Below are 13807 nucleotides of genomic sequence, written 5' to 3'. Positions count from 1 at the left end.
GGTCAGATATTCTCCGCGAACCCATCCCGCTCCGCGTCGACCAGAGCATGGACGCGGTGCGGGGCGGAGACTTCGACCCGGCTGGTCACTTCATATTGGGCCTTAGCCTGGCGGACATTGCTGTTCGCGGGCACGCTGTCGGTCAGCCAGACATTGCCGCCGATGACGGAACGGCTGCCGATGATGATGCGGCCGAGGATCGTTGCACCGGCATAGATCACCACGTCATCCTCTATGATCGGGTGCCGGGGCAATGCCTTGGCAAGCGCGCCCCTTTCGTCAGCGGGGAAGCTGCGCGCGCCCAGCGTCACGCCTTGATATAGCCGCACCCGGTCTCCCACGATCGCCGTTTCGCCGATCACCACGCCGGTCCCATGGTCGATGAAGAAGCTGCGGCCGATCGTCGCGCCCGGATGAATGTCGATACCGGTGCGCGAATGGGCGATTTCCGAGATGATGCGCGCTACCAAGGGCGCGCCCAGATCATAGAGGCGATGCGCAAGCCGGTGATGGATGATGGCCAGCATCGACGGGTAGCAGATCAGCACCTCATCAACGCTGCGCGCGGCGGGATCACCCAGAAACGCGGCTTCCACGTCCGTGTCCAGCAATTCGCGCAGACCCGGCAGGCTTTGGGCGAAGTTGCCGATGATCTGCGACGCTTCACGATCGATCTCGGCCGCTGGGCTGCCATGCATGGCGTAGAGCAGTTCAAGGCGGATCTGGCCGTAGAGGCGGCTGAGCGCCGTCTGCAACGTCTGCGCCACAAAGGCATCTTCATTGTGGATGCGCACGAAGCTCGGCCCAAGGCGGAGCGGGAAGAGTGCGCCGCAGAGCGAGCTCATGATCTTGGCGAGGTTGGCGCGCGAGGGAAAACCTTCAGCGCCATATTCGGCATGATGCTGCTGCGCTTCCCGCCAGCGGGTGCGCACCGCCCCAAGATCGCTCACGAGCCGGTCGAGGTCCCAATAGCCTTCCACCACCGGATCTTCTTCGCCTTCTGCCGTCATATACGCCTCTTGTTCCACAAGGGGTGGCATAGACCGCGATCGGGCTGTTCGGTAAACGAGTTTTGCTTGCAGCCCCGAAGCTTCTCTTTTCGCCGAAGCGCGCCACCTGCTCCAGCGGACGGGAGCCGCTTACCCCAGAGGCAGGCGGATTTCGGCGCTCAATCCGCCGGTCGGCCGGTTGGCCAGGATGAGCTCGCCATCCTCCTGTTCCACCGCCTTCGCCACGATCGCCAGGCCCAGACCCAAGCCCCTTGTGTTGCGCCCGCGCGCCTCGTCCAGCCGGGCAAAGGGCTTCAGCACCTCCTCCATCTTGTCTTCCGGGATGCCAGGGCCGTCATCTTCCACCCGGATCAGCACTTGGCCGGTGCGGCGCTCAACGGTCACATAGGCACGCTGTCCATAATGGAGCGCGTTTTCCACCAGGTTCATGACCGCGCGGCGCAAGTGGAGCGGCCGGGCATTCATCTCCAGATGATCGGGCCCTTCATAGCTGACATCCGCGCCCTGATCCTGAAAAGCGTCGACCACGGTCGCCACAGTGACGGCGACATCGGCCCGCACCACGGCCTCGCCATTCTTTTCCCCGCCCAGGAATGCGAGCAGGGATTCGATCATCGCGCCCATTTCCGCCAGATCTTCGGCCATGGCGTCGCGCGCTTCGTCATCCTTAATGGCCTCAAGACGCAGTTGCAGGCGGGCGAGCGGCGTGCGCAGATCATGTCCGACCGCCGCCAATGTTTCGGTCCGTTCAGTGATCAGACGGTGGATGCGCTTTTGCATCGCGTTGAACGCGCGGATCAGGTCCCGCACGTCACTGGTGCCGCCCTCCGCAACCACGACCTCGTCGCTGAGGCCGATATGCTCCGTCGCCTTGGTGAGGTCCTTGAGCGGCGCGAGCGTCCGCCGGATCATCATCGCGCCCGCCACCATCAACGCCACGAGCGGGATGAGCGCCAGCCCCATCCGGCCGATGGTGAAGGTCCATTGGCCCCCGGTGTGGCGCATGCCGAAATAGAGCCAGCTGCCATCAGGCAGCTGCAAGCCGCCATTGATCTGCGAACTGCGGCCCGGTGACGCCAGGCGCAACCATAGGCTGGACTGTTCAAGGCTTGGCTCCCACGCGATGATCTGGCGCCGCATGCGCTCCAGCTCCGGTGCGAGTGCAGGCGGCGGCGGGGATGCAGGTGTCCAGTGCACGTCGTAGCGGTCGGTGGTAAGCTGGATGGCCATGGCGTGCCGCTCGCCCGGCGGCTGCTCCGTCACCAGCTTGCGCGCGATCACCAGATGCTCGGCCAGCCGCCGGGCTTCGTCATCCTGCAGGGACAGGTGCCCCGCCCGCTCGTAGATCAGAGTCCCGACGGCGAATTCGAGCGTCAGCGCCAGCAGCAGGATTGCCAGAAGCCGTCCAACCAGGCCTACCGACCGGCTCACATGCAGCCTCAAGCCCTACTGACTTCCGCGTTGAACATATAGCCCACGCCACGCACGGTGGTGATGGGCGCTGCCGCGCCTTCGGTCGAAAGCTTGCGCCGCAACCGGCTGACGAGCACGTCGATGCTCCGGTCGGAACTGTCGCCCATGCGGGTGCGCGACAATTCGATCAAGCGCTCGCGCGCGATGACGCGCTGCGGATGGCTGAGGAACGATCCGAGCAGGTCGAACTCGGCGCCGGTCAAGTCTACGATCGCGCCAGTGGGCGAACGCAGTTCGCGGCGGGGGAAGTTCACGATCCAGCCGTCGAAGCGCGCTTCATTTTCCCGATGTTCGTCAGGGCCACGCTCAACGCCGACACGGCGCAGGATCGCCCTGATCCGCGCGATCAACTCGCGGGTGCCGAACGGCTTGGGCAGATAGTCGTCCGCGCCCAGTTCCAGCCCGACGATGCGATCGGTCTCGCTGCCTTTTGCGCTGATGAAGATGATGGGAACGTCGCTCTTTCGGCGGATCTGGCGGCAAAGATCGATGCCGTTGGTGCCGGGCAGCATGACGTCGAGTACGACCAGATCGACCGGTCCTGCGTCAAAAGCGACCCACATTTCCGGGCCCGAAGAGGCAGGGCGGACCTGATAGCCATGTTCCTGAAGCGCGCGCGCGGTCAGCGTACGCAGCGGCGGATCGTCTTCGACAAGTATGATCGTGGGAGCGGTCATGCCGGAAAGGGTGCGCAACGGGAACGGCTCATGCCGTTCGGGATAGAGAGCGCTGCCAAGGGGGTCAACCGATGCTTGCCCCAGAAACCCTTGGAAACAGGTTCAGCAATATTTTGTCATGACGGGGACATTCTTCCCCCGAAATCATGCAGATTATCATGCCGGGCCCGCATATGAGGGCCCGGCATGCTTCTGTCAGAAGGCGGCCGTAAGGGAGAAGACCACCTGGCTGCGGGCGATCGACTTGCCGAAATTGTCGCCGTCCTGAACCATGAAGTTCGGGCGGATGTAGTTTTCTTCCGAACGCTTGATGTCGGTATCGACATAAGCAACGCCCAACGTCAGCGGGGTGCCGGGGATCGCGAGGTCAGCGCCGATCAGCCAGTCGAGATACTTGCCCGTAGGCGCGATCGACGTACCGTTCGGGCCAAGGCCGGGGTTGCCGTCCGAATAGCCCAAATGCGCCTTCAGCGTGAGCGGGGTTTCGGGGATGGAACCGCTGATATCGCCCCAGATGTAGAGATTGTCTTCCTTGTCACCCGGACGGTCGGGGATGCCAGTAGCATTGCTGGCGGCAGTGCTGTACCAGTTACCCAGAGCCTGCTGCTTGGGCGCATAGGCGACGCCGAGCAGACCCTTGACCGGACCAAGCTGGCTGGAAAGCTTCACATAGGGCTCGGCGAAGTCGGTCTTGTCCGCGCCCGACGGATACATGTACCAGGTAAGGCCGACGTCCAGCGTCGCGCCGCCGAGCGGAATGGCGTAGCCCGCGAACAGATCGAGTTCCATGTTGGCGCCGCCGAACTGGCCCCAGCCAGCAAGGTTCGAAGCCCAGGTGCCGACATAGGCGCCGCTTTCGTGCGTAGCGGTAATGCCGCCCTGAATGGCCATGCCTTGGTCAGTCTGAGACACGCCGCGGAAACGATAGTCGGAAACCAGCGCGACGCTGCCCGACACAGTGACGGGTCCTTCGGCTTCTTCCTGGGCAAAGGCCGGGGCACTCGACAACAGGGCGAGAGCCGCACAGGCGATCTGGTATTTCATGAACATTCCCCTTTTTCGGTAAGAATGTTCCGTCCTGCGTCCGCGCTGGTTCTTAGGTCGTCTTGCCTGCGATTACCGGCGGATTGACAGCAGGCTATGTCGCGCCGCCCGAAAGCGGAATGCCATTTTACTGCACCTGCGAAGGCAACAGCAAAAGCGTGCCGCAAAAGGCACGGTTATTGTCCATGTTCATTCTGAATATGTCTGCTTCGTTTCTACATCGCACATGGATGTAAAAATGCCGCCGCGCCTCGGAAGGGGCGCGGCGGCAACGTCGCCTGACGGGGGTGACAGTTCAGGCGGCGAGATTACGCAGGCGCCCTGCGGCACCTGACAGTTCGACACTGGTCCCGGCACCCCGACGCCGATCCATCCATTCCCGCACCATTTCGGCACAGGTATGGTCGATGTGCAGCAATCGCTCGACATTCAGGATGACCGGGCGTTCGGCGGGAACCGCTTCCAGCTTCGCCGACAATTTCGGCAAGGTCAGGAAGGTCGCGGTGCCATGCAGGGCCAGCTCATGCGTATCGCCGCGCTGCTCGTCGTCCACGCCGAGCTTCAGGCGGCGGGCATGGGGCAGCAGTTCCAGAAGCGACAGGCCGATGCCCACCAGCACGCCGGTCAGCAGGTCGGTAGCCACGACCATGATCAACGTCGCGGCCCAGACGACCACCGGCAGCGGACCATAGCGATGCAGCAGGTGCTTGGCATGATCCAGGCTGACCAGCCGTACACCCGTCACGACCAATATGCCTGCGAGCGCAGCCATCGGGATTTCGCGCAGCAGCCAAGGCAGCAACGCGACGAAGCCGAGTATCCAGAAGCCGTGCATGATCGCAGACAGCCGGGTCTTCGCGCCAGCCTGGACGTTGGCGGAGCTGCGGACGATGACGCCGGTCATCGGCAAGGCACCAGCCACGCCGCACAGCAGGTTGCCGACACCCTGGGCGCTTAGTTCCCTGTTATAGTTGGTCCGCACGCCATCATGCATCCGGTCCACCGCAGCCGCCGACAACAGCGTTTCCGCGCTGGCGATGAAGGCGATCGCGACGGCAGTGGTGATGATCGTGGGGTTCATCAACTGCTGAAGCAGACCCTCGCCCGGCAAGGTCACCGCCGCAACGATGGATTCGGGCACCACGACGCGCGCCACCGGCAGGCTGAACAGGAATGCCACCAGCGTCGCCAGCACGACGCCGACCAGTGCGCCGGGCAGCAGCTTCATGGAAGCGGGGCGGATCTTTTCCCAACCCAACATCCCGCCGATGGTGACAAGACCGATGGCAAAGGCAGTCGCTGCGTCCTGGTTGCTGAGGCCGAAGATCTGGCCCGGCATCGCAACCAGGTTGGCAAGGCCGCTCGACAACGGCTTGTCATCGAACAGGACGTGGAACTGACCGACGACGATCAGGACGCCGATCCCCGCCAGCATGCCGTGCACGACCGCAGGCGAAATGGCGCGAAACCATCCGCCGACGCGCAGGAGGCCGGCGACGACCTGGATCGCGCCCGCAAGGATCAGGATCGGGCCGAGGGCGGACAGCCCCTGTTCGCGCACGATTTCGAAGACGATGACGGCAAGGCCTGCCGCAGGGCCGCTGACCTGCAGGGGAGAACCGGCCAGCAGACCAACGACGATGCCGCCGATGATGCCGGTGATCAGGCCCTTTTCCGGTGGCACGCCGGATGCGACCGCAATGCCCATGCAGAGCGGCATCGCCACCAGGAACACGACGATGGAAGCAGTCAAGTCGCGGCTGAAAGTGCCGCCGGAAAGAGCTTTCAACATGGTTTACTCCGCAGCCACGGCGATGCTGGTTTCGCCAGCAAGGCGGCGCGACTGCGCCTGAGCGACGGGAAGCGGCTGGCCTTCACGCATGGCGACGAACCGCCCGGTTTCGCCATCGAGCCCAAGCACCTGACCCGCATGGATATCGACATACCAGCCGTGCAGCGCGATTTCCCCGCGCGCCATGCCCGACGCCACCGACGGATGGGTGCGCAGATGGTTCAGCTGCACCACGACATTTTCAAGCGCCATGTTGCGCAGCTTTTCAGCGTCGCTGAGGTCGGACGGGTAGCTTTCCCGGCACACCTTCTGCGCGGCGTGCGAATGGCGCAGCCAAGCGGCGACATTGGGCATCGACGTCAGGTCGGCGTCAGTCGCCAGCGCCTTCATCGCGCCGCAATCGCTGTGACCGCATACGATGATGTCGCGCACGCCCAGAACCATGACGGCATATTCGACCGTCGCGGTGACGCCGCCCAGCTGACTCGCATGCGGGGGAACGATGTTGCCCGCGTTGCGGCACACGAACAGATCGCCCGGATCGGCCTGCATGATATGTTCCGGCACGATGCGGGAATCGGCGCAGGATATCATCAGCGCCTTGGGGCTCTGCCCATGGCTGGCAAGCTGGTTGTAGAGCGCGCTCTTCTTCGAAAAGACCTGGCTTTCGAAACTGAAGACGCGACCGATAAGCTCGTTCATCGTGTCTATCCTTCTTTACTGGTTGCCGGTCAGGGCGACAGACCGGCGTAGTTTGAAGGATAGGAACGGCCCTTTGCTGCGTCGCAGCGCTTTTGTTAAATATTATGTCTGACTGGATTTTCTGCCGTCACTGCCGTTCAACGGCGGCGCTCAGCATATATCCGGCGCCCCGGACAGTGACGATCGGGGCTGGCCTGCCGCCAACGCTGAGCTTCCGGCGAACGCGGCTGACCAGCACATCTATGCTGCGGTCAGATGACGGCGCGTCGCGAACTCCAGCCAATTCCATCAACCTAAGGCGCGGGATCACCGTCTGCGGATGATCCAGCAACACTTGCAGCAATGCGAATTCAGCCGCCGTGAGTGCGATCAGCGCGCCCTCCCCGTCCCGCACCTCACGACGGGAGAAATCGACCTGCCATCCATCAAACTGCGCGAGCGTGCTGGCTCGAAGGCCGATGAGCCGGTCTTTCTTGCTGCGGCGCAACACCGCGCGGAGCCGGGCGGCAAGTTCCCGGTTCGAATAGGGCTTGGCCATGTAATCGTCCGCGCCCAGTTCCAGCCCGACGACCCGATCGACCTCGCTGCCACCCGCGCCGACCAATATGATCGGAATGTCGCTCCGTTCCCGGACGTCCCGGCACAGGTCAAGGCCATCGGCACCGCGCAAGGCGGCATCCAGCACCAAAGCGCCTACCGGCACGGCCTTGATCGCGTTGAATATGTCCGCCGCCGATCCGGCGGGCAGCGCGCGAAAGCCGCTCTGCTCCAGATATTCGCGCACCTGCTGGCGTAGGTCCGCTTTTTCCTCGGCAATCAGGATCAGGGGTGCGCTCATCCCCCCTTCACTGACAGGCTGTGGAGGGCTTGGAGTTCTCCTGAAACGGTTGCGCTGTCCTGCTGTGCTACCATCAGCGCCTCGGCCGCGTTCGCCCGTGCATAGCGATCCATCTCTGCATCTATTTGGCTGCGCGCATTTGCGCAGGCGCCGGCATAGCTGCCCGACAGCGGCGTGAAGCGGTGGATCGCTTTGCCCAAGGCGGAAACAGCACGCCCTTCCGAATTGACCGTGCGAGCGACGCCGACATTCGCTTGCCACCGGCAAACGGGCGTCGCGGAACGCGTGGCAAAGCGCGGCTCCACTTGCTGGAAATGAACCGTCGATATCGTCTCGTAACTGGCGCGATATCGCGTGGCGGCGTGGCTGATGTCCGCGCTGTGGACGGGTGCAGTCAAGGTCAAGGCTGCGGCTGACACAATGATGGGAAACATCCGAACCAACTCCTGCCGACGAAAGGCAACCGGCTCACGCATAGGAGGCGCAAATGTCTCTGAAATTTGCCGAATGTTACAAATTGTTGCTGGAGGGCTTTGAAAGGCATGTGCCGCATTGCTGACGGCGCACCGTTCCACGGTACGCCCCTGAACCGCGACTAGCCGTACAATCCTATGCAACCGAACCAACATTTAAGTTTTTAACCCACGTCAACGGCTCCGCGCCGTGGCGGCTTTCAAGTCCAATGATGGGGTTACCGAATGAAAATCGCGCAAATCGCTCCACTGGCCGAAAGCGTGCCGCCAAAGCTCTATGGCGGAACCGAGCGTATCGTTTCCTACCTGACCGAAGCCCTGATCGACCAGGGCCATGACGTGACCTTGTTCGCCAGCGGAGATTCCATCACGCGCGCGGAACTGGTTCCGGTGACGGACATGGCGTTGCGGCTCAATCCCCATGTCCGCGATCCCATCCCCTATCACATGATGCTGCTCGATGCCGTGCGTCAGCGCGCCGACGAATTCGATGCGCTGCATTTTCACATCGATCTGGTCCACATACCGATGTTCCAAGACATCATCGGCCGGTGCATCACCACTCTGCATGGGCGGCTGGACCTTCCCGATCTGGTTCCCTTCTACCAGACCTTCCCCAACCACAGCCTGGTGTCCATTTCCGATCATCAAAGGCTGCCGATGCCGCCGGTGAACTGGGCCGGGACGGTGTATCACGGCCTTCCTGCCGATCTGCTGCCGCCCAAGACCGCCTGCGACGATGGCTATCTCGCTTTCCTGGGGCGCATATCGCCCGAAAAGCGGCCCGATCGCGCGATCCGCATTGCTGCGCGTTCGGGCAAGCCGCTCAAGATCGCGGCCAAGATCGACAATGTGGACAAGGGCTACTGGGAAGCGGAGATCGCGCCGCTCCTCAGCCTATATCCTAACATCGATTTCATCGGAGAGATCAACGAAACGCAAAAGGCGGAATTTCTGGGCGGCGCCAGCGCGCTTCTGTTCCCGATCGACTGGCCAGAGCCGTTCGGCCTTGTGATGATCGAGGCGATGGCCTGCGCCACGCCCGTCATCGCCTTCCGCTGCGGTTCGGTGCCGGAGATCATCGACCATGGCGTGTCCGGCTTCATCGTCGATACCGAGGATCAGGCGGTGGAAGCCGTGTCCCGGCTCGGCGAACTGGACCGCAGCGCCGTGCGCGCCGCCTTTGACGCACGCTTCACGGCAGACCGGATGGCCGCAGGCTATGTCTCGCTCTACCATGCTCTGCCCGGCGCGCGAACCGATGCCGCAAGGCTCCGCCGCGAACGTGGAGACGAAGCGGAACTTCATTTGCAGGTAGTCGGATAAGGAGCGTTGCATGACAGTGAGCCAGTTGCAGCCAGAAGCCTTGGCAGCCGAACCGGCAAAGTCCCTGTCCCAGCAGCAGACCCAATTCTTCATTCCGGCCACTGCTTCCCTGCACGAGCGGCGGCCGCGAACGTTGAAGCATGGCGACAGCTTTGCGGTGTTCGATCATAGCGGCGACGCGATTGCCGGGCCCGGCAGTCCGGAGGGGCTGTACCACCGGGACACCCGGCACCTGTCGCACCTGTACCTGACGATCAACGGACAGCGGCCGATCCTGCTGAGTTCAGCGCTCCGTGATGACAATGCCATCCTGACATGCGACCTCACCAACCCGGATTTTCCGGGCGATGATGGCAGGGTCGCGGTGGAACATGACCTGATCCATTTCCGCCGCACCCGGTTTCTCTGGGAATCCGCGATCCATGAACGGATCACGATCCGCAATTTCGATGCCGAAGCGCGAACCGTGCGGGTCGATGTGGGCTTTGCCGCCGACTTTGCCGACCTGTTCGAGATACGTGGCATGACGCGGCTGCGGAAAGGATCGATGAAGCCGCCGGTGCTTGGCGCCGCAGACGTGCTGCTCGCCTATGAGGGGCGAGACGCAAAGACGCGCGAAACCCATATCTGCTTCGATCCGCAGCCCCAGGAACTTACCGAAAGCCACGCCGCCTTCGAAATCGTCGTGCCAGCCGGAGAACGGCGCACCTTGTACATGCGGATCGCTTGCGAACGTGTGGAACTCGCGCCCGAACCCTTCTCCCGTCAGTTCCTGAAAGCCCTTCGCGAATCCATGCAGTCGCTGAAACAGGCGCGGGCGCGTGGCGCGACCGTGCGATCGTCCAACCCGCTGTTCGATGAGGTCACGCGCCGATCCGTCGCGGACATCACGATGCTGTCCACCGATACCGAATATGGCCCCTACCCTTATGCGGGTATCCCATGGTTCAGCACCGTCTTCGGCCGCGATGCGATCATCACGGCGCTGGAGACGCTTTGGCTTGATCCGGCGATGAGCCGTGGCGTGCTGGGCTATCTGGCCAAGCATCAAGCGACGCAGTTTGATCCCGCTGCCGATGCGGAACCCGGTAAGATCCTGCATGAGGTGCGCCATGGCGAAATGGCGGAACTGGGCGAAGTGCCCTTCCGCCACTATTATGGCAGCATCGATTCCACGCCCTTGTTCATCATGCTCGCGGGCGCGTATCTGGAGCGCACAGGCGACCTCCCATTCGTCACCGGCCTGCTCCCCAATATAGAAGCGGCACTGCTGTGGATCGACGATCATGGCGACCGGGACAAGGACGGCTTCGTCGAATATGGCCGCCTGACGGACCAGGGCCTTACCAATCAGGGGTGGAAGGACAGCCATGATTCCGTCTTCCACGAAGACGGTTCGATCGCGCGTGGACCCATCGCCCTCGCCGAGGTTCAGGCCTATGTCTACGGGGCCTGGAAAGCCGCCGAAGCCATCTATGCCGCGCTCGGCGATGCTGCGCGCGGGCTGGATTATGGGTCGAGGGCGGATCGCCTGCGCGACCATTTCGACGATGCCTTTTTCGACGCGCAACTTGGCACCTTTGTGCTCGCGCTCGACGGGGAAAAGCGGCCATGCCGTGTGCGTTCGTCGAACGCTGGCCATGTGCTTTTCACTGGCCTGGCAAAGGAAAACAGGGTGGAGTCCGTGGTCCGGACGCTGATGGCGCCAGCCTCCTTTTCCGGGTGGGGGGTGCGCACCATCGCCTCCACCGAAGCGCGGTACAATCCGATGAGCTATCATAACGGGTCGATCTGGCCGCACGACAATGCCCTCATCGCGGCGGGCTTTTCGCGCTACGGCTACAAGCGGGAGGCGGCCCAGATATTCGAGGGGCTGTTCGCGGCGGCCACCTATGTCGATCTCATGCGCCTGCCGGAACTCTTCTGCGGATTCCCGCGCCGCCGTGCGCAAGGCCCGACCTTCTACCCGGTCGCCTGCAGCCCGCAGGCATGGTCAGCCGCCGCGCCTCTCTCCCTCATCCAGTCGAGCCTTGGCATCGGCTTCGATGTGGCCGGGCCGGAAATCTCCCTGCGCGAACCTGCCCTTCCCCGTTTTCTTGACGAACTGAGGCTATATGGCCTGCGCGTGGGGGAAGCGTCGGTCGACATCGCCTTTGACCGGATGGACGACAAGGTGGTCGTCAAGCCGCTCGACCGAACCGGACCTGCGCGGGTCGTGACCATATCCTGATACGTCCGCCGGGCTGAGCGGTGAGATTTGCGTTGACGTAACGTCCGGAAAACGCGGTATATGGCCGCTTCGCTTGGGGAGCGAAGATCAGGGGGGAATGATGACCATCGAAACAGCGGCTCCGGCTGTCGAACAGCAACATGCGGGCCGTCTTACCGATACGCAGCGCATGCTTATCGAGCAGCGGATCACCAATGAAAAGCCATCGACGGGAGCGGCTTATCTGCTCTGCTTCTTTCTTGGCGGCTTTGGCATCCACCGATTTTATCTAGGTCAAAAGGGCACCGGTGCCGTGATGCTGATCCTTGGCCTCACAATCATCGGTCTCATCATCTCAGGCCTTTGGGCGTTCATCGACCTGTTCCTCATTCCGGGTATCATCCGGGAGCGCGTCGACACGCTGCGCCATCGCATGACGATCGAAGCCATGGCGTGAATGAAGGGGGCCGCCTGCCATGGCAGCGCGGCTCACCACATCCGGCTGAGTAGCGCCAGCCGCCATTTTCCCCGTTGTTTGAAGAAGTGGTGCGCCCAACAGGATTCGAACCTGTGGCCTTCGGATTAGGAATCCGACGCTCTATCCTGCTGAGCTATGGGCGCCCGATGGTGGCTCTATGCTGCCGATGCGGCGGGGTCAATTCTTCGCTTCGGGCGGCACGACAGGAAACAACAGCGGCGCGACCTCGACGCCTTCCGAAACCAGCGCGCGCGCTTCGTCGGGGGCGACTTCGCCGTGGATACTCGACCGCTCCTTCTCGCCATAATGCATGGCGCGGGCATGTTCGGCAAAGCCCCGGCCGACCCAGGTCGAATCTTCCAGGACCTTTGCCTGCGCCTGTGCCAGCGCCTGCACCATTTCGCGCATCCGCGCCTCGTCTCCTGCCATGGCGACCGGAGCGGTCGGCGCGTTCGCAGGCATCATTTCCGGCTTCCTGCTGTTCCCTTTTGCTGCGACGGCGGGCGCCATCAGCGCTTTCGACACCTCCGGATCGCCGCACATCGGGCACGCCAGCAAGCCGCGGGCCAACTGATCCTCATAGTCCGCGCTGGACCCGAACCAGGCTTCGAACACATGGCCATGGGAATTGCATTTGAGGTCGAAGACAATCACGAAAGGGTCACGTCCACTGGAATATCTCGCCGGTTGGCGATAGCAGGCACCCGCCCGCGCACCTCCTCTACGCGCGACAGGTCGATGTCGGCAAGAGCCAGTCCCGCCTTCTCCTCCATGTCCAGCAGGATGTCGCCCCAAGGGTCGATGACCAGGCTATGACCATATGTCTCGCGTCCATCCTCATGGCGGCCCGTTTGCGCAGGCGCGATCACGAAGCAGCCCGCCTCGATCGCACGGGCGCGGAGCAGGACATGCCAATGCGCCTGGCCGGTCGGCACGGTGAAGGCCGCGGGCATGAGCAGCATCGTCACGCCCGCATTGGTGAGGGCGCGGTACAAGTCCGGGAACCGCAGGTCGTAACAGACCGACAAGCCCATCCGGCCCCATGGCGTATCAACTGCCACAACCTTTTCGCCTGGGCGGTAGACCGCTGACTCGCGCCAGCTTTCCCCTGTCGCCAGATCGACGTCAAACAGGTGGATCTTGTCATAACGGGCGCGGATCTCACCCTTGTTGTCGATCACGAAGCTGCGATTGACCCAGCGCTCGTCGCCATCCTCTTGCCTGAGCGGCAATGAACCAAGATGCACCCAAAGGCCGTGCCGGGCCGCAGCTTCGCGCACCGTTGCTAACACCGGATCGTCGGCTTCGCTGCGCAATGTTTCCGCCGCCCGCGCGCGGTTGCGGTCCAGATAACCCGCCATTTCCGGGGTAAACAGCATATCCGCGCCTTGCTCGGCCGCTTGGCGGACAGCTTCGACGATGGCCGCCGCATTCGCCGCGGGATCGATCCCGCTCGTCATCTGAAGGACGGCCGCGCGCATGTGGCTTACAGGCCCAGCAGCGGGTCGAGCTTGCCCTGACGATCCAGCGCCGCCATGTCGTCGCTGCCGCCGATATGCCTGCCATCGATGAAGATCTGCGGCACCGTCGTCCCGCCATTGGCGCGATCCAGCATTTCGCTGCGCTTGGGCCCACCCATCGTGATGTCATATTCGTCAAAGGCGACGCCCTTGCCTTCCAGCAGCGCCTTGGCCCGCGCGCAATAGCCGCACCATGCCTTCGTGTAGATTTCAACCTTCGCCATTCGATACTCCTTGCGCGCTGAAATTGTGGCTGGGCAAGCCT

Annotated in this window: 14 protein-coding genes and 1 tRNA gene; 3 read left to right on the top strand and 12 right to left on the bottom strand. The window is 62.9% G+C overall.

Annotated elements, in window-relative coordinates:
• Nucleotides 1-2: 2 nt before the first annotated feature.
• The 8 genes from epsC to SPHS8_RS00900 all read right to left on the bottom strand — a co-directional run bounded on the left by epsC (nt 3) and on the right by SPHS8_RS00900 (nt 7970).
• Nucleotides 3-1010, bottom strand: coding sequence for a serine O-acetyltransferase EpsC (gene epsC, locus SPHS8_RS00935; RefSeq protein ID WP_201513500.1), 1008 nt, complete (start codon nt 1008-1010; stop codon nt 3-5).
• 129 nt (nt 1011-1139) lie between these two features.
• Nucleotides 1140-2441: an ATP-binding protein gene (locus SPHS8_RS00930; RefSeq protein WP_201513499.1), complete on the bottom strand. Its 1302-nt coding sequence runs from the start codon at nt 2439-2441 to the stop codon at nt 1140-1142.
• Nucleotides 2442-2449: 8 nt separating this feature from the next.
• The gene (locus SPHS8_RS00925) at nt 2450-3160 is read right to left on the bottom strand and encodes a response regulator (protein ID WP_097091252.1); all 711 of its coding nucleotides are present in this window, start codon (nt 3158-3160) and stop codon (nt 2450-2452) included.
• Nucleotides 3161-3355: 195 nt separating this feature from the next.
• Nucleotides 3356-4210, bottom strand: coding sequence for a TorF family putative porin (locus SPHS8_RS00920; RefSeq protein ID WP_201513498.1), 855 nt, complete (start codon nt 4208-4210; stop codon nt 3356-3358).
• Between the two features lie 289 nt (nt 4211-4499).
• The gene (locus tag SPHS8_RS00915) at nt 4500-5996 is read right to left on the bottom strand and encodes a SulP family inorganic anion transporter (RefSeq protein ID WP_201513497.1); all 1497 of its coding nucleotides are present in this window, start codon (nt 5994-5996) and stop codon (nt 4500-4502) included.
• A gap of 3 nt (nt 5997-5999) precedes the next feature.
• On the bottom strand, nt 6000-6698 hold the full coding sequence (locus SPHS8_RS00910; protein ID WP_097091249.1) for a carbonic anhydrase: 699 nt from the start codon (nt 6696-6698) through the stop codon (nt 6000-6002).
• Between the two features lie 127 nt (nt 6699-6825).
• The gene (locus SPHS8_RS00905; RefSeq protein ID WP_201513496.1) at nt 6826-7536 is read right to left on the bottom strand and encodes a response regulator; all 711 of its coding nucleotides are present in this window, start codon (nt 7534-7536) and stop codon (nt 6826-6828) included.
• Nucleotides 7533-7970, bottom strand: a complete 438-nt coding sequence (locus SPHS8_RS00900; RefSeq protein WP_201513495.1) for a hypothetical protein — start codon at nt 7968-7970, stop codon at nt 7533-7535. Before SPHS8_RS00900 ends, SPHS8_RS00905 begins: the two co-directional genes overlap by 4 nt.
• 264 nt (nt 7971-8234) lie before the next feature.
• Between SPHS8_RS00900 and SPHS8_RS00895 the strand changes: the two genes are divergently transcribed.
• From SPHS8_RS00895 to SPHS8_RS00885, 3 genes are all read left to right on the top strand, one after another.
• On the top strand, nt 8235-9335 hold the full coding sequence (locus tag SPHS8_RS00895; protein WP_201513494.1) for a glycosyltransferase family 4 protein: 1101 nt from the start codon (nt 8235-8237) through the stop codon (nt 9333-9335).
• 10 nt (nt 9336-9345) lie between these two features.
• Nucleotides 9346-11565 carry an amylo-alpha-1,6-glucosidase gene (locus SPHS8_RS00890; protein WP_201513493.1) on the top strand — a complete coding sequence of 740 codons (2220 nt, stop codon included), beginning with the start codon at nt 9346-9348 and terminating at the stop codon, nt 11563-11565.
• A gap of 97 nt (nt 11566-11662) precedes the next feature.
• A complete protein-coding gene (locus SPHS8_RS00885; protein WP_236574906.1) occupies nt 11663-12001 on the top strand; it encodes a TM2 domain-containing protein in 339 nt (112 codons plus the stop codon).
• Between the two features lie 87 nt (nt 12002-12088).
• Here SPHS8_RS00885 and SPHS8_RS00880 read toward each other — a convergent pair.
• From SPHS8_RS00880 to grxC, 4 genes are all read right to left on the bottom strand, one after another.
• Nucleotides 12089-12165: transfer RNA gene (locus SPHS8_RS00880), tRNA-Arg, on the bottom strand.
• 34 nt (nt 12166-12199) lie between these two features.
• The gene (locus tag SPHS8_RS00875) at nt 12200-12676 is read right to left on the bottom strand and encodes a DUF1178 family protein (RefSeq protein WP_201513492.1); all 477 of its coding nucleotides are present in this window, start codon (nt 12674-12676) and stop codon (nt 12200-12202) included.
• Entirely contained in the window at nt 12673-13503 is an 831-nt protein-coding gene (locus tag SPHS8_RS00870) for a carbon-nitrogen hydrolase family protein (RefSeq protein WP_201513491.1), read from the bottom strand. The genes SPHS8_RS00875 and SPHS8_RS00870 overlap by 4 nt, the downstream gene beginning before the upstream one ends.
• 5 nt (nt 13504-13508) lie before the next feature.
• Nucleotides 13509-13766, bottom strand: a complete 258-nt coding sequence (gene grxC / locus SPHS8_RS00865) for a glutaredoxin 3 (protein ID WP_201513490.1) — start codon at nt 13764-13766, stop codon at nt 13509-13511.
• Between the last annotated feature and the right edge of the window lie 41 nt (nt 13767-13807).

It is taken from the genome of Sphingobium sp. S6 (assembly GCF_905120495.1).
GTDB classification, from domain to species: domain Bacteria; phylum Pseudomonadota; class Alphaproteobacteria; order Sphingomonadales; family Sphingomonadaceae; genus Sphingobium; species Sphingobium agri.
The sequence above is the reverse complement of the archived record's forward strand: the minus strand, read 5'-3'. Positions and strand labels throughout refer to the sequence as shown.